7 protein-coding genes are annotated in these 24,723 nt (G+C 51.8%); all 7 read right to left on the reverse strand.

The features are described 5' to 3' along the window. Position 1 precedes the first annotated feature (1 nt). From PSE_RS16200 to PSE_RS16230, 7 genes are read right to left on the reverse strand one after another with little or no spacing between them, the layout of a single operon-like run. Positions 2 to 1,117 carry an efflux RND transporter periplasmic adaptor subunit gene (locus PSE_RS16200; RefSeq protein WP_014285859.1) on the reverse strand — a complete coding sequence of 372 codons (1,116 nt, stop codon included), beginning with the start codon at positions 1,115 to 1,117 and terminating at the stop codon, positions 2 to 4. Continuing rightward, entirely contained in the window at positions 1,107 to 5,546 is a 4,440-nt protein-coding gene (locus PSE_RS16205) for an amino acid adenylation domain-containing protein (RefSeq protein WP_014285860.1), read from the reverse strand. The genes PSE_RS16200 and PSE_RS16205 overlap by 11 nt, the downstream gene beginning before the upstream one ends. Then, positions 5,543 to 6,949, reverse strand: coding sequence for an MATE family efflux transporter (locus PSE_RS16210; protein WP_014285861.1), 1,407 nt, complete (start codon positions 6,947 to 6,949; stop codon positions 5,543 to 5,545). The genes PSE_RS16205 and PSE_RS16210 overlap by 4 nt, the downstream gene beginning before the upstream one ends. Then, positions 6,946 to 8,385, reverse strand: coding sequence for an amidase family protein (locus PSE_RS16215; protein WP_014285862.1), 1,440 nt, complete (start codon positions 8,383 to 8,385; stop codon positions 6,946 to 6,948). The genes PSE_RS16210 and PSE_RS16215 overlap by 4 nt, the downstream gene beginning before the upstream one ends. Continuing rightward, positions 8,385 to 15,020, reverse strand: coding sequence for a non-ribosomal peptide synthetase (locus PSE_RS16220; protein ID WP_014285863.1), 6,636 nt, complete (start codon positions 15,018 to 15,020; stop codon positions 8,385 to 8,387). The genes PSE_RS16215 and PSE_RS16220 overlap by 1 nt, the downstream gene beginning before the upstream one ends. Continuing rightward, positions 15,017 to 21,619, reverse strand: coding sequence for a non-ribosomal peptide synthetase (locus PSE_RS16225; protein ID WP_014285864.1), 6,603 nt, complete (start codon positions 21,617 to 21,619; stop codon positions 15,017 to 15,019). Before PSE_RS16225 ends, PSE_RS16220 begins: the two co-directional genes overlap by 4 nt. Further along, positions 21,616 to 24,723, reverse strand: coding sequence for a type I polyketide synthase (locus tag PSE_RS16230; RefSeq protein ID WP_083841583.1), 3,108 nt, complete (start codon positions 24,721 to 24,723; stop codon positions 21,616 to 21,618). The genes PSE_RS16225 and PSE_RS16230 overlap by 4 nt, the downstream gene beginning before the upstream one ends.

Raw genomic sequence — 24,723 nt, forward strand, 5'->3', positions numbered from 1 at the left:
TTCAATGTCCTTGATTGGATATATTGGTGGATGAGAAAAAGCGAACCCGGACGCCCATATCGGCCAGAAACCGAGCATCATACTCATCCAGTTTGATGAGTATCTTGACCGTGGCCCGTCCGCGGTCGACCATCGGAATGACTTTGCTGACACGGCCCGGCATATCTGGAATATCAGCACCATTTCCCGACACGAGAACTGATTGTCCTGGCTGGATTTGTGAGACGAGTTTTTCAGATACGTCGACCACTGCATCGATACTGGAGATATCCACTAGGGTTGCCAATCCTTGGTTGGAACCAGATTGTGTCGCACTTGATGTAGGGGATACGTAATCACCTGGGCTTGCAAAGCGTTCAACAATGACACCAGAAAATGCTGCGCGAACAAGGTGTTTCTTCAGGTCTAATGCTTTCAAACGAAGATTGGCATCAGCCAGTTTGGTCGCTTGTTGCTGCGCTAGAAACCGAGTATTGAGAATAGCAACTTCCACCTCACTCTCCTGCAGAGTGCGCGATGTGAGTAGCCCTTTGTTTGACAGCAAGCGGTTACGTTCCAGCTGTGCTTCCGCCAGCTCCAAAGACAGTTTGGTTTCGGACAAGACAGCTTGTTCGCGCTTCAGCGTTAACTTGGCCTGATCGTGCGCAATCTGAGCGTACTCGTCGTCTAAGCTAGCGAGGATGTCGCCTTTTTCCACGTGTTCGCCAATGTCAAAAAAAACGGCTTCAACCTTGCCGCCGATCTGTGGCACTGCCTGAATGCGTCGCGGTGCACGAACATATCCGGTCGCTTCTAAAGCGGCCGCCGTAGGAACAAATGCAGCAGCCTTCGTTGCAGCAGAAGGTGCAAGCTCCTCCGAAACATCTTTTGCATTGGCTTCTTGATTTTTAGTTGGTTGCGATCCGGTATCAGGCACTACCGCCAAGGGCTGTAAGAACGCGCTTTCAAGATCAAAACCACTTTCCATGTAACTCAGACCTGCAGCCCCAGACACAGTCCCAATGAGGAAAACAATCAGATCTCGAAGAATAGAAGCTTGTTTCTTGGCCTTCACCTCGATCGGTGGCTCATGGCGTTCGATCTTTAGTTTTGCCAGTGTTTCGATATCATGCTTCATTCCGCTCCACCTCGCGTAATTCTGAGGCTGCATCTAACAAGAGCACGAGTTCATCTTCGGACAGATCAACGGCATCAAAGTCTAAGATATTTGCTTCGCGCCCACCCCGTTGCGAAATATGTAAATGAACTTCTTTGAACGCACTAACCACACGCTCAAGTATAAGCTCCTGATTTTCAATAGATATTTCAAATGGATCCGCACGCAAGTGCAGTAGAACTTCAGTGGATGTCCAGGCAACATCCAGCTCAGCAGCACATTGACTGTGCATACCTGTTCCATTGTGCAAACCACAGTCCCTCGCATCAACAGTCAGCTTTTCTAAGTCGACACCGACAGACGATCCAAGAGGGTTGAGGCGAACTTGCGGATGGTATTTAAACTTCTCCGGCATAAGTTGTTGCAACGCACCGAAGAGCTCTGGGGCCGTCGGAAGCTCAGCCAAATGCGAGATGACATTCCTAAAACACTGGTCCCATGATCCCATGAAGGAGGGCGGCGCGATTGGGAAGAGCGCTGAGAACCAGCCAACTTCGTTCAGATTGGATGGAACACCAGCAATCTCAGTACGACCTGTACGTTCCAGTTCAATTTGACATGATGCTGTTGTAGTCCAATGAGACAGTGCTTTCAGAATAACCGAAATCGTCAAGGTCTCTGCGTTAAGTCCAAAGAGATCTCGCGCAAGCCCTTCCAGCGCAACTCCATTCAGTGCGATCTTGCGTGACATTTGAGTAAAGGGCTGTTCAGATGGACAGCTGATCTGCTTTTGAAACGCCGGGCCAGTAGCACTTACAAGTCGATGCCAGTCCTCAATTTGAGCACGTGGTAAATCACGCGCAACCTTCTCAAGATAAGCACCGCGATTGGATGCTTCACCGCTCATACTTGGAACGGAGCTTGCAACCGTACCGCTCAATATCGCATCCAACTCTTGCAACAACAGGAGCCAAGAATAGGCGTCGACGGCAAGATGGTGAACTGCGAGGAGAAAGCGTGTGCTAGTTGCTCCGTAGGAGCCTAGGGCAACCAAACACCCTGAGGCCAAATCGATGCTGCTGGTGACAGCCGCCACTGCATTTTCAAGTGTTTGATCTTCTCCCAGCGCGACAATCGGGACATTGGAAGTGGCCCGGAACTTATGACCTACCTGATCATTTGGCTGATCAATAATCTGCCGCAGAGCTTCATGGTTCTCGGTGAGTTTAGCGACAGCTCCAGCGACCCTTTCCATTGACGTAGGCTCTTTCAGATTCACAATAGCGAACTGTGCATATCGGTCCAGACGCAGTGCATTCCAACTGAGGAACCATTGTGCGGCTGGCGTCAAACAAAGAGGCAAAGATCCCAGGGGAATGTCATCTACAACCTGAGCCTGACTGCAGCACTTCATAGCTATGCCACGCAATGATGCCAGTTTCAGGATATCAGGCGATGTCATGCCAAAGGGTTGTAGCTTCGCGGCAATACGCAAGCTCTTGATGGAATCCAAACCGTACAAGAATAGGTTCTCGTCAGCTCCGATGCCTTTCACATTCAAGATCTCTTCAATGGCTTCACGAACTTGAACTTGAAGTTCGCTTTCTTCCATCGAAGACGTGCTTTGTACATTTGGAGCCAGTTCCTTCGCTAACCGCTCTGTATCCACCTTCCCATTTTTCGTGAGTGGCAGACAGTCTAATCCCACAAACACATGTGGTATCATCTGGCTGGGCAATGCTGCCTCAAGACATGCCCGCACGGTTTCGATCTCAATGCTGGACGGTGTAAAGGCTACTGCAAGAGCATTCGGCTCACTGTTATGATCGAGCAAAACAACCGTCGCAGCCTGTGTTACTCCCGGGCAATTGGATGCTGCAGTTTCAACTTCGTCTAACTCAATCCGGTTTCCAAGTAACTTGATCTGACGGTCGCGCCTGCCAAGGTACACCAACGACTCTTCTGCATGAAACTTGGCTAAATCACCAGTACGATACATTCTTGCACCGCGCATATGATCTGCTTGTGAGAACTTTGCGGATGTGAGTTCTGGCTCGTCAACATATCCAAGTGCGACGGATGCTCCCTCTAGTACTATTTCACCAATCGCACCTATTGGTGCATCACTGCCCCAGGGTGTTCGGATGTGCACTTGCATGTTATCGATCGGGGCGCCTATCGGAACGCTTTCTGTCTGGCCTTTAGGGTCAAACACCGAGATCATGCAGCCGACTGTTGCTTCTGTTGGTCCATACTCATTGTAAATGATACTATTGGGAAACCGATCTACAGAACGCGACGCTAAACTTTGTCGTAGGTCTTCTCCCCCAACGACAAGCCGACGCAAAGCCGATTGCCCCTCTTCGATCATCGTCAAAATCTTGAGATGTGACGGTGTGATTTTGAGCGTGGTGACACGGGCCTCAGAAACAATATCTTCAAAAATGTCAGCGACCGATAACGTTTCGTCGTATATCCGAATACTCGCTCCCGCCGAGATCGGTGACAGTACAGCTGTGATTGTGAGATCAAATGTGATGGGCGTGTAAAAGGCGGAGCAATCGTCAGCTGTATAATAAGCACTCGATGAAAACTGGAGATAGTTATCAAGATTATCTCGGCTGATTTCCACCCCCTTAGGCAACCCCGTCGAGCCAGAAGTAAACAAGACATAGGCCGACTTCCCTCTCACCGGTGATGGCACCGGGTTGCTTCGGGCTTTAAGCCTATTAAGACCGACAGGGATGCAGATGTCTGTAAGTTTCAAGGCGAGTGTCGCACCGCCGGGATCGTGTAAGATGGCGTCAACTTTTGCTTTCGCGCACATATGACCAAGACGGTCTATTGGAAATGCATGGTTCAAAGGCACAAAACGACCGCCGAGCCACAAAACCGCAAGAAGTGCTGCAACGGTATGTGGACTTCGTTGCACAAGGATTCCAACGGTTGCACCTTCACCAAGACCCGCGTCATGTAAATCCTGTACGATCGCTTCAACATGCTGTTCGAGTTGCCGATACGAAATCACATCTTTATCGGTCCTTAGTGCAATCGCATCCGGTGTTGTTCGGGCAAAATGGCGTAGCGCTTCTACAACATCTGCTGTGGGTGAAAGGTGTCGACTCGGTCCAGTCATCAACTGCCTGCGTGCCGCAAGTTGCTCGGCTGATAGGACCCTTGCCGAAGATAGCGTCATACCCGGATTGTCGTTAGCCTGCTCGGCAAGGGACATGAGACCAGCATGTAGTGCTTTGATCTCAGCACGTGTCTCCTGCGCCGGCGCATCGTCGTAAACCAGTTGAATGACATCAGTATCTCGATTCTCACGCAGGACAATCTGATAGCGAAATGTCTGGCAGCCAGTATAGAAATCTTCGACAGATTGCGGGAAGCCAGCGAAGTCTGCGTTGTGTCCAAAAGCGTAATAATTGATGCAGCTATCAAACAACGGACCCGTATGGCGTTTATCTACCGGAATAGAATCCTGCATACATTCGGGAGGCATCTGGCCATGACGGATAGCATTCCCGAAATCAAGTTTGATCCGTTTTGCCAGCTCTTCAAAACTCTCACTTGGATCCAAAGTCCAAGTGAACGGAATGTGCGTTGTCATCATCCCGAAGGTTTGGCGTTCGCTTCGACTACGCCGATCCATCAGGGGACACCCTATCACTCCGGTATTTGCGCCGTCACGGTGGCCAAGGTAAACTGCATGTAGAAGAAGCAGGAGTTGGTTCAAGGACAAATCTAGCCGACTAGCACACGATCTGAAGCACTCTGATTGTGCATCACTTAACGTGAAAACAGTGCGTACTCCTTGGCCGCCAATTGCGCCCGCTGAAACCGGTAAAGACTGTTTGTGCTGAGCTAACCTGCCTGACCAATATTCTTTGTCACGAGCACATCGGTCGGATGAAAAGTAGTCCGTGCGACGTTCCAGAACAGATAGATAAGATGGACCGTTCTCTCGATAGTCTTTTGGCGTTTCGGATTGGTATGCCCGCTCGATGAATGATGTCAGTAAGGACATCGCCCAACCGTCTGTGAAGACATGGTGCATTCGCACGACATACCCCCCACCATCCTTTGTTTTGAACACGCAAAAATGGTGATACTCGCCCTCCTTCAAGGGCGTGCGAAATTCTGCCTCGGCCCATGCATCGAAAGTATCGTCCTTCGACAGCGACAAGTTAGACAAATCTACCGTTTGGATCACACCAGTCGGACTAGTATTCAGCTTTTGAAAAGTGTCTCGTTCCTCGACCTCAATGGACAATCTAAAAGCCTCGAACTCCGACTGCGCTGCCTCGATTGACTGTTCAAGTCTTGCCACATCCACAGGCCCATGAATGCGCACGATGCCGCCAATGTTACTAACGGCAGAGTCAGGGTGAAGTTCTTGCGACACCAAAGCCCGCCGCTGCCCATGGCTGAGAGATGCATGTGTCATGAGGCATCCCCCATTGCTGGAATCGAGGTTTCATTGCTGTAAGCACTGACCAGTCGAAACCGCATGTAATAGGCGACCGCAGCGGCGAAGAAGGTCCCCGACATTGCTCCGAAGTAAACCCCCATAATCCCCATCTGCTGCATATAAATGAGCACATAAACGACTGGTACCGACAGGACAAAATGCCGGATAACCGTCAGCATCAAAGCAGGTGCAGGCTTGCCAATGGCCTGATGGAACTCGGCAACGCAAAGGCTAATCGCAATGAAGGGCAGCGAAAGCTCCATGATGCGCACTTGCAGGACTGCGTAATTGACAACTTCGGGCACCTGAGAAAACAGCGGATAGATCAGGGGCGCAATCAGGATATGAAGCAGTGCCAAAACCAGAACACACACGAACGCCAAAATCGTCGCAATACGGAGCACAGCAAACGCACGGTCGTAATTCTTGCGCCCCCAGTTCTGACCAGCAATTGTCAGCAAGGCCGTGGATATCCCGAACATCGGGATCATAATGAGGAAGTCCAGTCGACCAACAAGTGTGAATGCCGCCATCGCCATGGGATCGACATCGATCACAAACCTATTGTAGATCAGGACGCTGCCAGCGATGATGATCTGGATCCACATTTGAGCAGATCCGATGGTCGACAGTCTCTTTGAAAGACTAAAGCCTCCTTTTACGGGGATCAGCTTCAGGCGCAGCTCACCGGGTTCCATCGCGAGCGTCAAAAGCAGTTTTGCCATTACAATGAACTGGGCGATCACAGTTGCAAGTGCCGCACCTTTTACGCCCATGTCGAAAACGAAAATTAACACCGGATCGAGCACGATGTTGACGACCGATCCAATCAAGACAGCCTGCATCATGGCCGTCATGCGGCCCTGGCCCTGTAGCATACCCATCAAGGTACCAATCAGAACGATTGGTACCACGCCTGGCAATGAATAAATGAAAAACTCTAGAGCGTAAGTTTCCAGTTCTCCCGATGCGCCGAGTAAGGCGAGCAGTTGCTCTCCGAAAATCAAAGCAAGGGCCAGAACGAGAGCACCTATGAGCAAGGCTTGTAAAAGGCCAACTGCAAAGAGCTCCTGCGTGGCAGCATCCTCACGTGCACCAATCGCGCGAGATAAAACAGAGCCCATCGCAACTTGCAAACCGTTGCCGATCGCAAACAATATCATTCCCAACGGAAAGACCAGGCCAACCCCAGCAATAATCGCAGGGTTTGATGGATCAATCATGCTGATCCAGACCGTATCCGCAATGTTGTAGAAGACCTGGATTAGAAATCCGATCACTATCGGAACGGACATCTGAATGATGACGGGCAAAAGCGGCCCCTCGTACACGCCATCAACACTCTGAGAGACAATGTTCTCTGATTGCGCAGTACTCATAGCAAAAACTCCTTTGGGGCAGGGCTCGCTGGCAATACGGCCTCTACGCGTTCAGCAAAATCCAGGCTTGTAATGTCGTTAAAGCGCTTGGCGATGGCTTGAATGCCAACGGGAAGCCCATTGTCTCCTGTCCCTAAAGGGATAATAGTTGACGGCAGCCCGAAAACGCTCGCAAGTGCATTCCAAACCATGAGCTCATTGTAGGCGATGGGCCGCCCATCAACGTCAAACGTGCGCTTGTTGGATGGTCTAAAATCGTGTTCGAATGCACAGACGGGTGCCACCGGCATCACCAAAAGATCGAACCGGTCAAAGAAGGCATTCACCCGCTCGTTCACCTCGGCACGATCCCGATCAACGCGATCAGCCCCAATCTGCCCTTTGGCAATCGACCAAGCATAGTCAGCCCGCTTGTCCTTCGAGTTGAAAAGCTTTAATCCAAGTGCATTTACTGCTGATGCCATACGCCCAATGGGGGAACTCGCCGTAGACATCAGGCGGCCAGTCAAAACCATGGTAAGATCAATGATTTCATCAAGATCGAACTCCGCCGGAGCTCCGTAGACCAGTTCAACATGCGCGGTTGGCTCAATACGCCCCAGCATCTCTTTTATGTGCTCTCGCATGACGCTGTCGGTCTTGTGCGCCGGCGCCTCTAACCAAACCAACACTCGTAAGGGGCGCTCACGATCAACTGACGGTTTGAACTCAGGAGCTTCAATCCAGGGGTCTAACATCACCTGCATGATCAAGGTCAGGTCCCGTGCTGATCGCGCCAAAGGACCGGATACGCATAGATCAGGTTCAACGACTGAGGCAGGATCACCCGGTATATGCCCCCGCACCGATGTGAGACCATAGCTAGGACGATGCGCATAAACTCCACAGAAATGCGCAGGAATTCGCAGACAACCACATAAGTCACTACCGATGTCGAATGCGGTCATATTGCTTGCAACAGCCACCGCAGATCCACCTGATGACCCACCAGCTGTACAGTCCATGTTCCACGGATTGCGAGTAATGCCAAAGATGTCGTTATAAGTCTGCCAATCAGCTGTCATTGCTGGAATATTGGTCTTCCCAAGCACAATCGCCCCCGCGTGCTTGAGTTTTGCCACCACAGGTGCGTCTTCTTCCACCAGGTTATCTTCCAGGTGCTTAGCACCCGCCGTACTGCGAAGCCCGGCGACGTGAAAGGCCTCCTTCACCGTGCAAGGAATACCAGCGAGAGCACCTAGAGCCTGCCCCCTTGCTCGGGCGGCATCACTTGCTTCTGCCTCTCTGCGCGCCTCATCGAGACGCAACTGGCTGATAGCATTGAGCTTTGAGTTCGCCGCAGAAATGTTCTGTACATAGGTTTCAACAAGTTCAAGAGACGTGGTCCGCCCTTGACGAAGTTCTTCCATCAACTGCCAGATGTTGGACGATGTCATTACGCGTCCTCCATCTGTGCAGATGACATATTATGACGCCGCGTCAACAATGCCGAGCGGCTCGCTTTTGCTGGGTTCTCAGGTCTTACAGACTGATGTGTTTCTGCGCTTCTCTGAACAAGCTGCTCAGCCTCTGCAGAGCGCGATTGCAAATCCGCCAGATAGAGTGCCGTCTCATGCGGCGTCGTTAAGCGGAACAAGTCTACAATTGGAATTTCAGCCCCAAGCTCTTGCTCCATCAGCCGGTGCACCCGCACTAGCTCAAGGGATGTGCCGCCAGCATCAAAGAAGCTGTCTTGAGATCTTAGATTCCGACCACCAAGTGCCTCAGTCCACCACCCAATAACTTTGGTTTCCAACACTTCGACGTCGGCATCATTAGCGTTTTTGATTATACCTTGATGCCGTGCAGGTTCTTGTGTCGCTATCTCGCGCGCAGCAGAAGTGCCTTCCTTGGAAGGCTGTTCATCTTCAAGCAGGTCTATCAAGACCTTGTTGTCGATCTTGCCGTTTGAAGTCAATGGCATCCGTCGGCACGAGACAACCCGTTGTGGAACCATATAATTTGGAAGTCTGTCTTTCAGAAACTCCGCCAACTCAGTGCCAAAATCCTGATCCGCTACATCCGATTTCGGTTGCTTCTCATAACTGGAGAAATCCCGGATCAGCGCTTCCTCGTCATGTTGGTCTGCTGGAACAAAGCCACCGACGATACAATGCAAGGGCATGTAGCCATCCCCAAGATCCAGTGCGCGACGAAGATCTCGGTCGTTCATTGCGCCCAACTGGCAGAACCCCAACTCAAGATCAGCAGCTTGGTCTTCCAGAAGCTGGCACATAGCACCAACCTCCATCGCGGCAAACATCACCCCCAGGTCCTTACCGTAAAGAGGTTCGATAGCCGACTTGTCGCAGACAAAATAAAGAGCAAACGATGCACTCTCAATAAGCGAGACATTTGGTCCAGCCTGACCTGCCACAATGCCACTTGATCGTTCACCCGTGGCAACCAGCTCATTGGTCCTAGGATCATGGTAGTAAAGACCTGCGGGCACATCCTGGATTTTGCCAGAATGGACACCCACATAGGTTTGAACCGGGTACAATCCACCTGCTGAACCATATCGATACTTGGGAAAGGGCAGACGGTCGAAATGGCGTTGTGATAGCGAGCGAAGAACTTCGCCCAGTTGTTCTTTCGTGACTATTTGATCTGCGTAGTTGCGACAACTTCTCCGCCGCACAAAACGTGTGTCAGTGTCCTCAGGAACACCAAAGGCATGACGTTCACCCTTGAGCCGACGGATACCGCGTTGTTCAAGTTTGAAAGCAAGCCGTGCACCAGGATCAGTTATGATCGTCGGATCTACCTTATGGGTAGAAGTATCTTCATCGGTTTCCACAAAGGCAACCAGGCTTACGCCCTCCCCTGTGTCCCGTACCATCGCTTTGGCATGTCGGATTTTTTCATGCCTTTCGAGGATTGTTTCGATTTCCCCCAGTTCAATTCTGTATCCGTTGACTTTGACCTGGGTGTCTTTGCGGCCAAGGAACTCGATAAGACCCGTTTCTGTATAGCGGCCAAGATCACCGGTTTTGTAGAGCCGCTCACCAGTATCAGCGTGAGTGACAAAGCTCTGCTCGGTCAAATCCGGACGCCCGAGATACCCCTTGGCTAGTCCAACACCTGCGATCACGATTTCACCAATCACACCGGTCGGGCACTCATCCAGCCGGTGACCAACAACACGCATTGGCTGGTTGGTCAGCCCAGTCCCGTAAGGAATGCTCTGCCAGGTTGGATCCACTGTCTCAATCGGATATTCAATCGACCAAATCGAGGCTTCTGTCGCCCCACCCAGCGAGATAATTTGCAGATCAGAATTAAGGCTCTGCCAAGCTTGCTCGGGCAGTGAAAGCGGAATCCAATCGCCGCTCAGCATCGCAACGCGCAGCTCTGGGAAAGCCGCTTCACTGTCTTGCTCGTGTGCAACCAGCATGCGCAACAAAGCCGGAACCGAGTTCCAGACTGTCACACCCGCAGCACGCAGAACACGGCCCCAGTGGCGTGGATCCTTCAAACCATCAGGATGCGGCAGCACAAGGCGTGCACCCCGCGCGCTCGTGCCGAACAGATCGAACACGGAGAGATCGAAGCTGAGTGATGACAGGCCGAACACACCATCATTTGACGTCAGGCAGCGTCGCACGCAGATATCTTCAATGGTGTTCATGACAGCCTGGTGTGCGATCACGACACCTTTGGGCGAGCCTGTCGAACCGGAGGTGAAGATCACATAGGCTGTCTGATCGGGCGTGGCCACTACCTCTGCGAAGGGAGCATCATGGCATTGCCAACTTATGTCGAGCGCCTGTAATACTGGCGTCTCCACCGCCCCTGGTCGGTTTGCCAAGTCGCGTTGCAGAGAACCCAGATGCCAGGGCTGTGTGAGAATCTGGCGCACACCGGCCGCTGCGAGCAACTCAGCACGACGCTGCGGTGGCACCTCAGGATCGATGGGAAGATAGGCTCCGCCAGCGCGCAAAATGCCATGTGCTGCAGCACTCTGCTCCCACCCTTTGTCCATGATGATGGCCACAAACTCTTCCCGCGCAAGACCACCTGCACGCAAAACCGTGGCCACCTTGTTCGCCGCCCGATGCAACTGATCATAGCTGACCTCAAATGCGCAGCCACCCTTTGCATCCGCCTGCCAGATAGCCACTGCCTCTGGCGTCTCAACCGCATATCGCGCCAGCCCATCATGTAGGCTTGCAACTGGGAGAGCACTCTCGGCCACCGGCAACGCAACCGCGGGCAACCGCGGTAAATCAGCCGCTTCCAGCAAGGTCGGGTCCAGCGCCAATCCTTCAAGAAGCGCAACATAGGATGCAAACATCTCATCCAGAATGCGCGCGTCAAATAACTCCTCAACTGCATCCCAGTTTAGATAAAGACACCCGTCTCGCTCCATAACCTGATGATCAAGCCAAACCTGCGGGGTCTGGCTGATAGTGTAGAAGTTATCAGCTCCCAGGGTGTCATTCGTCTCATCAGCCCAATCAACGCTATCTTGATTAAGCAGACTGGTGAATACTACAGGGATCACGCTTTCCTGCGCTGAACCATTGCGTTTGGTCAGTCGCCGCGACACCTGCACACCACTGAACAACCGGTGATCAAGGTCTTGCCAGATCTGACGTTGCACCTTTTGTGCATTGTCGAGAAAGCTGCCATCACCACGAAAGTCGATTTCCATGATGTTTAACGTGGTGAAGTCTCCGATCACCTCCAAAATGTCGGGGTGCACAGTTGGGCGATTGAAGAGCGTGAGATTGATACAGAAATGCGGATCGCGGCTCCACCGCGCCAGAACGCTAGCGAAGCAGCTCATCATAAGCCCAGTCATTGTCAACGCATTCTGCGACGCCAAGGACTGAAGTCGGGTGACAAAGGGACGATCGAGCACTTTGGTTCTGCGAACAAACTTCGGTGCCGTTAACGATGCTGGGGCTGTTTCCAGAGGCAGATCAGGTCCCATCGGCAGCGTTGGAATTCGCTCTTCCCAATAAGATTTAGCAGCTTGGAACGCCTCGCTTTCTTCGGCTTTCTTACTCGTCAGAACATGGTCGCGAAAACTAAACGACAATGCAGGTAAATCGATCTTGGGTTGCCGATAAAGATATGAAACTTCGCGCATAAAGAGCTCGATACTCCAGGCATCGGCAATCAGAAGATCAAAAGACACATGTAACCGTGCTTGCCCACTATCGACCGTCACAGCGCGAATATCGAAAAGCGGCCATTGACTACAATCCGTCACCTGATGGGACATTTTCGACCGCAGTCGTTTGGTCGCCGCTTGGAAGGCATTCGAATTCCAATCATCCGCCGGAATGTCTTCAATCGTAAAGCGTGGAACTGACTCCAGTATCTGCTGGGTCCCGTCTTCTTTGATCACTGCACGCAACATTGGATGGCGTGCAATCACCTTGTTCACAGCATCCTCGAATTGGACGTGTGAGAAGTCAGGTAAGTCGAACTCGAAATAGATGTGCGTGGCGACATCACCTAATGCCAATGAAGATTGACGCCCAACCCAATACGCCAATTGAACATCTGTCAGCGCGAAGGGTTTGTTAAGATTATCCGGTTCTTGCACGACCTCTTGAGGACTGAAGACTTTGTTCTGCGTAGCTTGTTGCTGACACGCAGAAGCAAGTCCCGCGACTGTTGGGGTCTCGAAAAAAGCGCTCATCGGAACGGTGACACCCAACCGTTCCTGAAGCAACGTAATCAAACGTGCTGCTAAAAGCGAATGCCCACCCAGTTCAAAGAAGTTGGCGTCTTCGTTCTCAAGTTCGGTTCCGAATACTTCTTCCCAAGTTTCCTTGACGCAATCGAAAACTCCTTGGCTGTCCATCTCTGCCAATTTTTGCGTCGAGCGATCCTTCGAGCTAGACTCCAAAACATTGGAGTTGACGTCCGGCATCTCAATCCAAAAATCATTGCGAATGAACTCGGGCCGTGGAATCCTGATCCGGCGCGCATTTTGTGTACCAGGCCAGTTCTGCCAATTGACTGGTACCCCGTGTGCCCAAGCCTGTCCGAAACTGCTGATGAGATCAGAATAAGAGGCCTGTCCTTCGAAGTGGTAGAAGGCTTGGTCCGTTTGCACATCGCCATTACTGCCAAATCCTAAAATGAACGGATTGGTAATCTCCAACTGCTGTGTGACGTCGCTTATCGTAGCGAACACACTGTCACCTGTTACCGGTACCCAGCCAGTCTCATTGCAGTAAAAGCACGGCCGCTCTTCGACTTGCCTCATCAAAAACGACCATAACGCAGTAGCATCGTCTTTATTGCCTGCGAACAGCACTGCAGCTGGTGTGCACTCCAACTGGTCCAAAAACGCAAAAATAACAGACGTAGAGAAGGCGATGCGGCGCTCTGGCGTCCAGTTGGGATAATCTTTGAGCGAATGTTCAGTCACAAGCTCTGGCATTTGATCCAAAACTTCTGGCATGAGACGACACAAATTTATTACGCACTCATCGCTCAAAGCGGCATCAGGAGAAAGCAACAGAACGATCTGCTTTTCAGCAGACGCTATAACATCCGCATGGGTCAATGCATCGGCAATTGACTGGCCCTGCCTCCAAATCACTGCTTTGCGAAATGGGTCCGCTTCGCGACCGACACGTAGTGTGTGAGCAACATCACTGCGATCCAGTGTCCCTGCAGCACTAATCAAAGAGCGTTCGTATGTGCTGAACTGATCTTGATTGCGGGCCGATAGAACAAGCAGTTCTGGCTGTTCTTCAGCCATATCTTGGGGCGTGCTCTCGGATGGATCGTAAGCTCTTAGGATCGCGTGCGCATTGTTCCCACCAAGTCCAAAGGAACTCACGCCCGCAATCCGCGGACGATCTACGGGCCAATCGCATAGCTGGTCATTCACGTAAAACGGGGACCCATCCTGCATCAATTCCTGTGCAGGCGTCTCGAAATGCAAGCTTGGAAACAGCTTGCCTGACTTCAAAGACAATGCTGTCTTTATCAGGCCCGCTGCTCCCGCCGCCATTTCACAATGCCCAATGTTTGTCTTGACCGACCCCAGCCCGCAAGAGCCTGCTTCAATGGTCGCAGAGTTGGACTGTTGGAAAGCCTCATACAAAGCATCCAACTCAATACGGTCACCTAATGGCGTTCCGCTTCCGTGTGCTTCGATATAGGCAATGTCTCGGGCATTGACATCTGCAACCTCCTGAGCCTCCATCAAGGCTCGGACCTGCCCATTAACGGCAGGTGCCGTGTACCCAACGCGTTGCGCGCCGTCATTGTTTATCGCTGAGCCAGAAATAAGCGCAAAGATTTGGTCTCCATCTTGAACGGCATCTTCGGCACGCTTCAACAAAAGCGTTGCCACGCCGCTGCTGTAAACGGTGCCACTGGCATTGGCATCGAAGGCATGGATCGCCCCATCTTCTGACAAAAGACCACCAGGTTGAAAGTCATAATCTTTTTGGGAGGGCACTCGCAGCGAAACACCCCCCGAAATCGCCAGATCACATTGCCCACTGTTTAGGCTCTCACAAGCAAGATGGGTTGCGACGAGGGAAGTCGCACAACTAGCCTGAACGGTTACCGTTGGCCCAGTCAGGTCCAAACGATAAGCTATCTGCGATGTCAAATGATCTTTGTCATTACCGATCATTACCTGCAAATCACTCGAGTTTCGAACTTCACTCGAATGCCCCAGCAGATGGTAGAGCAAGTAATAGCTGGTGCTAACGCCCGAAAATATCCCGGTGGTCGGCTGGATGTGTTTTGGCGAATAACCAGCCATTTCCAGCATTTCCCAAACAGTCTCGAGAAACAGCCTTTGTTGAGGATCAGCGATGCGTGCTTCCTGATGAGTATAACCAAACCGATCGGCATCAAACGCCTTTAATCCGGGAACTGTGGCGTTCAAAATTACCCGCCGTCCACCGCCTTCAAGCTCTTGAACAACTGGGGCCAACATGTCTCTTCCATCACGAAGGCAGGCTTCAAACGCATCTAACCCATCAATGCCGGGGAACCGGCAGTTCATGCCTATGATCGCGATGTCAGTATCGTTGAAGCTCATGGCTCATTCCTCGCCTTGACTGCATATTTCGCCTTTTGCGATGATCGGCGACGGCGACCAACTTCCTTACGTCGCTCGCCTCGTGTCTTCGCTTGCGCTTTGACTGATGTAATTTGATCGGACGGATCGGCATTGTTGGACAGGTGATCGGCAACTCGCCGAATGGTTCCAAGCCGGAACAGGTCGGTAATCTGGATTTCAGTATCAAACTGGCCTTCCAGCTGGCGATGGATCAAAACAATCTCGATCGATCCACCGCCTAGATCAAAGAAGTTGTCATCAAGTCCAACCCGATCTCGATTTAAAACATCAGCCACAATGTTCATGAGCTTCTTTTGGATCGCGTTCCCCGCAGACACCGTAGTGGTGGACAGCATCGTCTTTTCTTCAGTCTGAGTATGGGAGGTTGCTTTGGCGGCAAGAGCTCTGCGATCCACTTTTCCATTCCTTGTTACAGGTAATGTCTCAATCGGTATTAGGGCGCGTGGGACCATGTAGACAGGTAACCGGTTACGCAGGTAATCCACCCAAGATCCCAAAACCTCTTTTGTGGGTGTGCTTTGATTTTCAGGAGACACAAAGGCCATCAAACTTGCCTCTGTTGGAACCACCACCGCCTGGGCGATGTCTGGATGCCTTTCGAGGATTGTTTCGATTTCCCCCAGTTCAATTCTGTATCCGTTGACTTTGACCTGGGTGTCTTTGCGGCCAAGGAACTCGATAAGACCCGTTTCTGTATAGCGGCCAAGATCACCGGTTTTGTAGAGCCGCTCACCAGTATCAGCGTGAGTGACAAAGCTCTGCTCGGTCAAATCCGGACGCCCGAGATACCCCTTGGCTAGTCCAACACCTGCGATCACGATTTCACCAATCACACCGGTCGGGCACTCATCCAGCCGGTGACCAACAACACGCATTGGCTGGTTGGTCAGCCCAGTCCCGTAAGGAATGCTCTGCCAGGTTGGATCCACTGTCTCAATCGGATATTCAATCGACCAAATCGAGGCTTCTGTCGCCCCACCCAGCGAGATAATTTGCAGATCAGAATTAAGGCTCTGCCAAGCTTGCTCGGGCAGTGAAAGCGGAATCCAATCGCCGCTCAGCATCGCAACGCGCAGCTCTGGGAAAGCCGCTTCACTGTCTTGCTCGTGTGCAACCAGCATGCGCAACAAAGCCGGAACCGAGTTCCAGACTGTCACACCCGCAGCACGCAGAACACGGCCCCAGTGGCGTGGATCCTTCAAACCATCAGGATGCGGCAGCACAAGGCGTGCACCCCGCGCGCTCGTGCCGAACAGATCGAACACGGAGAGATCGAAGCTGAGTGATGACAGGCCGAACACACCATCATTTGACGTCAGGCAGCGTCGCACGCAGATATCTTCAATGGTGTTCATGACAGCCTGGTGTGCGATCACGACACCTTTGGGCGAGCCTGTCGAACCGGAGGTGAAGATCACATAGGCTGTCTGATCGGGCGTGGCCACTACCTCTGCGAAGGGAGCATCATGGCATTGCCAACTTATGTCGAGCGCCTGTAATACTGGCGTCTCCACCGCCCCTGGTCGGTTTGCCAAGTCGCGTTGCAGAGAACCCAGATGCCAGGGCTGTGTGAGAATCTGGCGCACACCGGCCGCTGCGAGCAACTCAGCACGACGCTGCGGTGGCACCTCAGGATCGATGGGAAGATAGGCTCCGCCAGCGCGCAAAATGCCATGTGCTGCAGCACTCTGCTCCCACCCTTTGTCCATGATGATGGCCACAAACTCTTCCCGCGCAAGACCACCTGCACGCAAAACCGTGGCCACCTTGTTCGCCGCCCGATGCAACTGATCATAGCTGACCTCAAATGCGCAGCCACCCTTTGCATCCGCCTGCCAGATAGCCACTGCCTCTGGTGTCTCAACCGCATATCGCGCCAGCCCATCATGTAGGCTTGCAACTGGGAGAGCGCTCTCGGCCACCGGCAACGCAACCGCGGGCAACCGCGGTAAATCAGCCGCTTCCAACAAGGTCGGGTCCAGCGCCAATCCTTCAAGAAGCGCAACATAGGATGCAAACATCTCATCCAGAATGCGCGCGTCAAATAACTCCTCAACTGCATCCCAGTTTAGATAAAGACACCCGTCTCGCTCCATAACCTGATGATCAAGCCAAACCTGCGGGGTCTGACTGATAGTGTAGACAGTCTCAACACCCAATGCAGATATCGCCGCATTCGTGTCTTGTTTCGGCTGGTCAAGCAAACTGGTGAATACAACAGGCAAAGGGGCTCTGAGCCGTCCTGCACGGATGAGTTTCTCCGTGACGCGCACACCAGACAGGGCTGCGTGGTCAAGGGCCTCCCAGAGCCTGTCTTGAATTTGTAAAGCCGCCGATCTGACACTGGTAACTGTCTTCAAATCTACCGGAAGCAAAAGGATGTCGGTGAAGTCACCGATCAGTGTATCTGCCCCTTTGACTCGCGGCCGATTGAACACAGTGAGATTTAGTGCAAACTCAGGCGCGCGGCTCCACCTTCTCAGAACATGCGAGAAGGCCGACAGCAGGAGACTGGTTGCACTTACACCTATACGTTGAGCAGAGCTGCGAAGGGCAGCCCAGTTTTTTCCATTGAGGCAGTGACTTCGACGACGAAACGTGGTGCTTTGAAGAGCCAATTGGTCATCGCGTGTAGGCAACTCTGGACCTGCCGGGAAGGTCGCAATAGAGGCATCCCACCAACACTCCGCAGCAGTTAGATCTTGCTTCTGGACCGCGTGTTGTGAAGCCAGCACATGATCTTTAAAAGAAAATGGTAGTGGCGTCAGCTTCACATCTTGCTCTTCGTAAAGCAGTATCAACTCCTCAGCGATAATGCTCAAACTCGCAGCATCAGCGATCAAAAGATCTATCCCGAAATGCAATCGCACCATGCCATCAGGCAACACCGTCGCTTCCAGTGAGAAAAGAGGCCAAGTATCAATCGTCTCGCATCCCCGCCGCAAACGGGCACGCTTGTGCTGCAGCTTTTCTTCTCGCACCTCGACTAGTGTGGTGCTCAGATCTTCAACTGGAATAGGGTAATGCGAAACATCCGACAAAATCCGTTGTTGACCGTCTTGGGTGACGATTGCCCGCAACATATCCTGACGCTTGATCAACCTGTTCCAAGCATTTTCTAACTGTTTGAGATCCACCGACCGGCTCTCAAACTCCTGATAAACAAACGAGGAAACTTTAGCTCCATTGGCACCAAGCTGACGCCCAGACCAGTATGCACGCTGAACATCGGTGAGCGGAAAATCGATATCCGGCTGACTTATATGACGTAAAGAACCATAATCCGTATGCTCTATTTGGATCTGGGCCAAGTCACCAGCTGCTTGGCCTTCATCGATATGTGATGCCAAAGACGCAATAGTTGGGTTCCTGAGTAGATCCTTGAGAAGAACTTTCACTCCCAATGCTGCGCGCACTTGGACAAGATACTCGACTGCCAAAAGAGAGTGCCCACCAATGGCAAAAAAATCCGCATGCCGATCAAGGGTCTTTAATGAAAGCAAGTGCTGCAAAATCGCAGCAAGGGACAGTTCAGTTCCAGTTTCTGGTGCTTGCGTTGTGGTCGCAACATTTGCTGAAGCAAGTTCTTGTCCATCCAGCGCGGCTCGGTCGATTTTGCCAGCTGAGTTCTTAGGGAATGCTTCGACAAATCTCCAACGCGCCGGGCGCATGTAATCGGGCAGATGCTCAGTCGTATATTGGACCAGACGAGGATGAAGATCGGCTGTGTCCGTGCCGATTACGGGTTCGATAAAGGCAGTCAATCGGACATTGCCACTGTCTACCTCTTGCGGCCTTATAACAGCAAACGACACTTCAGGATGCGCGATCAGGCTGGTTTCAATATCCCCTAGCTCAACCCGATGCCCGCGGATCTTAAGTTGATTGTCCTGGCGTCCCTTAAATACAATGTTGCCATCCCATGTCAGGCACACCCGATCACCGGTTTTATACCACCTAGCGGCTGGTTCACCGCAACTCATAAACTGTTTGTCTGTCAGGTCTGGGCGATCTTTATAGCCTGCCGCAAGCCCGGCTCCTCCAATCCAAAGCTCTCCAGTCACTCCAATAGGTACTTGTCGTCCCAGATCATCGATGATGCGAATACTCGTATTATCGATGGGCGCACCAATTGAGATACTCGTGTCAGACGGTTCTACTTTGCAGCACAACGACCAAATTGTTGTTTCAGTCGGGCCATACATGTTCCAGCATTCGGCACCTGTGCTCGTCAGCGCCTGCGCCAAAGACAATGGCAATGGTTCTCCACCGACCAAGATACGCAGTGTACTGTCAGCACGCCATCCGCTTGTTACCAACATTTGCCAAAGAGACGGCGTTGCTTGCATCACCGTTGGGCGGCATTGCTCAATAAATGCCCGTAACTCAAAAACATCGCTAACAATATCCTGAGGAGCCATTTCGACGCATGCACCAACACATAACGGCAATAGGAACTCCAAAAGGGAAATATCAAAGCTTGGGGTCGTGACGGACAAAAGGCGGTCCTTTGACGTCAAGCCTGGTTGATGAGCCATTGAGGACAGGAAGTTAGCAAGGTTGCCATGGCGTATGCAGACGCCTTTAGGCGTTCCAGTGCTGCCAGACGTAAAGATTACGTAAGCCGTATCTGAGGAGCTCGGCAGTTCATCCACTTCAGCTGTTTCAACCGTGCCCGAGGTCAACTCGTGTGGATCAGCGACATTGAACGATGCATGCGCATTGCGGCTGACAATCAGCGATGGCTTAGCAAGGTTCAAAACAATGTCTGTGCGCTCCGGCAAGTTATACGGGTCAAGGGGCAAATAGACCGCACCCAACCGCCAGATGCCAAGCATTGCTGCGATCAATAATGGTTCGCGGTCCAGTTCCACAGCAACAAGATCGCCAGTGCCGATACCGCGCCTCCGCAGATTTTCTGCAAACCGCCGACTTGCCTCATCAAGGTCGCAGTAACTCCAGGTCTCATGTGGAGATGCAATCGCCACGTCCGTTGAAAATTGACGAACAGAGTCCTCAAATCGTGCAAGAACCAAATCAGCATCACTGCGGGGTGCGGTGGTCTTGTTCAATCTTGTAAGGAGAGCTTGGGTCTTGTCTTCGATAGGGGTTGAGACAGCTTCTAAAGTTACGTCCGACGCATGCGCAATCTGCTTGAGCATTTCCAGGAAGGTGTCGAAGTAAAGTTCGATTAGATACGTAGAATATCGTGTTACATCAAACTCAGCCGTTACCTCATACCCTCCCTCCGATGGTATTAGCTCGAGGGTCAGGTCGAACTTGCAACTACCATTGTGAAGGTCAATCATCTCCCAATCTTGGTCGGCAATCCGAAACTTACTCTGCTTTGCCGTCGCATGAGAAATCAAGAAAGTCTGAAACGGCACATTGCCGTCAAGTTGTCCGTCAACAACTAGCTTCTCCCGAAGAATCTCCATCGGAAGCGACTTGAACGTGTCAGAGTTATGGATGCTCTTTGCCGCTTGACCAAGAGCATCTGCAAAAGTCTCAGCTTCTGCCAAATCCACATCCAAAAGCGTGGTGGTTGCAAAAAAACCTACTGTTTCCTCAACTTCTGGACGCAAGCGACCAGTGGCTGGTGACCCCACGATAATCCTGTCCTGCCCGGTGAAGGCACGCAGTGTGAGAGCGTGTGCTGCAAGAAAAACGGCGTGCATGCCCGTCTTCGCACTTCGGCTTGTTGCCTCAATCTTTTGCGTCAGACTTGGATCGATTAGACGCCGAAGACGTCGCCCTTTCTGCGTGGTTATTGATCCCGTAGGTGCGGGTTGATCTGGGGGCAACATGGATTGCACAGGTGCGCTATGGAAAGCCTCTGCACAGTTAGTGGCAAAGGTCGAGGCGCGCATTCCATCAGACCAGCTACGCTGCCAGTTCGCGAAATCAACAAGGCTAGCCCGCTCCGCCTTTATAGGCTCCAGAGCTTGTCCGCGGACCAGCGCATCATATGACGTCATCGCTTGTCGAAACAGGATTGCCAATGATAGGCCATCAGCGATCACATGATGGATCCTTAGTAAAAGCAGCTGATCTGGTCCATCATTCGTTAGAAAGTCAATCCTGAACAGCGGAGCTTCGGCCAACGGAATTGGCTTGCTTGCGATACCAACTGCCGCATTTTCTAACAAATTGAACTGGTCACCAGACAAGTTATGAACTGTGAGCGGCACACCAATGTGGGGACGAATACGCTGCGTCAGTGTTTCTTTTTCAAGATCAATTTGTATACGTAGACTCGAATGACGCTGAATCAGATTTTCAAAAACCTGGATAAGCACGTCGACATCCAACATGCCCGAAATTCGGAAGCCCTGGTAGAGAACATAGTCACAGGCATCTGGGTCAAGCTGATCAAGTATCGCAAGGCGCTCTTGCTCAAATGACAGCTGCACTTCTTCGTCTTGATGTAGACGGGCGATTGGAAGCGATGCAAGAGAGCCACCTTCTTCCAGCAACTTCAAAAAGAAAGCCTTGCGCTTATCCTTAGGCAACGCGACCAAGCGATCCGCGACAGACAGAGGAGGAGATGTCGTCATTTTGCGACCTCCTCTGGCTGCTGTGCGTGTTCCAACAGCTCAGAACTAACTTCAAAGTCTGTAAGCAAACTCTCAACAAGAGAAGTACTCCCTGCCTTGCCGCGTTTCTCAAGTTCAGCAGTCAGATCTGCAATATTTGGTGCTGTGAAGAATGTCTGGGTATCAAGCGAGATGCCATGCAACTCTGCAAGGCGTGCTATCATCATCGACGCCATCAGAGAATGGCCGCCAAGTTCAAAGAAATCATCGGTGCGACCAATCCCGGAGATCCCTAGAAGATCCTCGAAGATTTCACTGATTTTCGCTTCTAGTTCGGACGCCACAGGCTCAAAAGTTGTTGAGAGTGACTTAGGTCTTGGGCTCTTTGCAGCAGACATTGACAATGTGGTAGAGGCAGCAGCCTGATCTGTATCCCAATCAGTGGACTCGCCATCGTGCCCACATTGCTCTTCTTCACTTGCGATCCAATATCGATGCTTGTCAAAATTGTAACCAGGTAGTGAGACACGCCCACATTTCTGATTTTTAAAAACAACCTCCCAACTCAGATCATACCCCATGGTCCACAATTGGATCATTGCCGTCATATTGTGATCCAAAGCAGACTGTAGTTCTGTGATTTGCGGGAGCGATGTAATGGGAGCGATTGTCGTACCTGCACAAAGCACTCCCATCGAAGACAATGCGTTACCCGGTCCTACCTCCAGCATGTTACAGTTCAGATCTTCCAAAGCTGCCATCAACGCTTTTTGGAACAAAACAGGCTTAAGCACCTGCGCACTCCAGTAGGTGGAATCTGTTAGCTCTTCGGACCGAGCCAGCCGACCAAGCGCCGTTGAATAAATCGGATAAACTGGCGGATGGAGCGTCTGCCCCTCCATTGCGTCTCGCAACTGTGTTGCAGCACCTATCATTGATGCTGAGTGGAAGGCATGAGAGGTTTTGAGCCTGCTATGACGGATACCTAGTTGATCCAGTTTTTGCTCAAAATCGGTAATCACTTCAGAAGGACCAGCAACAACACAAAGCCCAGGAGCGTTTTCGGCTGCAAGCTCAACGTTCTCAATAAGCTTATCCTGGATCTGGCTGGCATCCGCCCGGATGGAAAGCATCGCACCCGATGGTGCAGTTGCCATCGCGTTCGCACGAACAATAACCAGACGTGCAGCAGTCTCCAAAGACATAACATTTGCCACGACCGCCGCTACCCACTCACCCAATGAATGGCCAATCAATGCACCGGGTGTTATGCCACGCGCTAACCATGCCATCGCAAGTGCATACTCCACAGCGAACAACGCGGGTTGGGTCAGGTGAGTTTGCGCAAGCTGATCTCCACTAAATCTCACATCTTCATCACCATAAAGCCCATTCCTCAAATCCGGCCCCTCGGCGGCGGCTATGGCTTCAGCTGCACTGTTAAATGCATCGCGGTAGTCAGCATCATGCTTATAAAGATCTGCACCCATTGCCGGATACTGACTCCCCTGCCCCGTGAACAAAAAGGCTAAGGGGCTGACCAGTCCCGGTTGACCAAGGTAAATCTCGTTTCTGTCTCCAGTCAGGAACTTGTTGCCAGCCTCCTGGATAGAGCGGGCTACGACTGCTGCACGCCAGGGCATCGCCTTACGGCCAACAGCCAGAGTAAAAGCTGCATCTTGAGGCAGAAGTTGAGCAGAATCTCGTCTTGAAAGAGCTTTGCCTTGAAGGTCGATCTGCCTGGCCAACGCGGTTTCACTGCGCGCTGACAAGATATAGGGAAGCGCTAGCTGCCTGGCTTCGCACTTAGACCGCTCTGGCGCTTGTTCCAATACAACATGGGCATTTGTGCCCCCCATACCCAACGAAGTCACGCCAGCCCGACGCACACCACTATCCGGTACCCATGGGGTAAGTTCCTGTACAACTTTAAAAGGAGAGCTTTCGAAGTTACATGCAGGGTTTGGTGTCGCATAGTTCACTGAAGCAGGAATTTCTCCATGCTTTATACTCAATGAGGCTTTGATCAACCCTGTCACGCCAGCAGCAGTATCCAGATGGCCAATGTTGGACTTCACAGAGCCTAGCCAACAAAACGATGTCTTATCGGTTGTCTTGCGAAAGGCGTTTGTTAGAGCGGAGACCTCAATGGGGTCTCCCATGCGTGTACCCGTTCCGTGGGCTTCGACATAAGACAGCTCATCCGCTGTCCAACCTGCCATTGCATGCGCACGCGCAATAACTCGAGCCTGTGCGTCGACACTCGGTGCAGTATAGCTGACTTTCTGGGAACCATCATTGTTGACGGCGAAGCCGCGAATTACTGATATAATGGAGTCATTGTCACGGATTGCATCATCTAGTCGTTTCAACACAACAAGACCAAGACCCGTGCCAGGTACGAAACCAGAGCTGGCCGCATCAAACGCTCGACAATGACCATCGTGAGATGTGATGCCGCCTTCTTGTGCCAGATATCCGCTGTGAATTGGTGGTCCGAGCGTCACACCACCGGCAAGTGCCAAATCACATTGCCATGTAAGCAGACTTTGGGCAGCACTGCACACTGCCACGAGCGAAGTCGACGAAGACGTTTGAATGGTGATGGCCGGCCCAGTCAGATTTAGATGATAGGCGATCTGGGTGGTCATACTATCTTTATCATTGCCGATTGCGGCCTGAAGACTTCCCGAAGAGAAAACCTTCTTGAAAGTTGGCAACACATTGAGCATCAAATAAGAATCTAAGCTTTTCCCAGCGAACACACCGATGTCGCCCTGGTACGAAGTGGGATCGTAACCAGCATCCTCCATCGCATTCCAAGCACATTGCAACATGAGACGGTGCTGTGGATCGGTTAACTCAGCTTCCCGAGGAGAAATAGAGAAGAATGGCGCATCGAACCGATCAATGTCAGAGACTGCGCCCTTGCGACGTAGGTAATCCGGACGTCGTACGATCTCAGGTGAGACGCCAGATGCAATCACTTCTTCCTCTGTAAACTCGGATATACACTCCCGCCCAGATCTAATGTTTTCCCATAGTTGCGCTGTCGTATCGGCTTTCGGAAATCGTCCAGCCATCCCAATTACAGCGACACCAAGATCATTAGTTTGCGTAGTCAT

It is taken from the genome of Pseudovibrio sp. FO-BEG1 (assembly GCF_000236645.1).
In the GTDB taxonomy this organism is placed as follows: Bacteria; Pseudomonadota; Alphaproteobacteria; order Rhizobiales; family Stappiaceae; genus Pseudovibrio.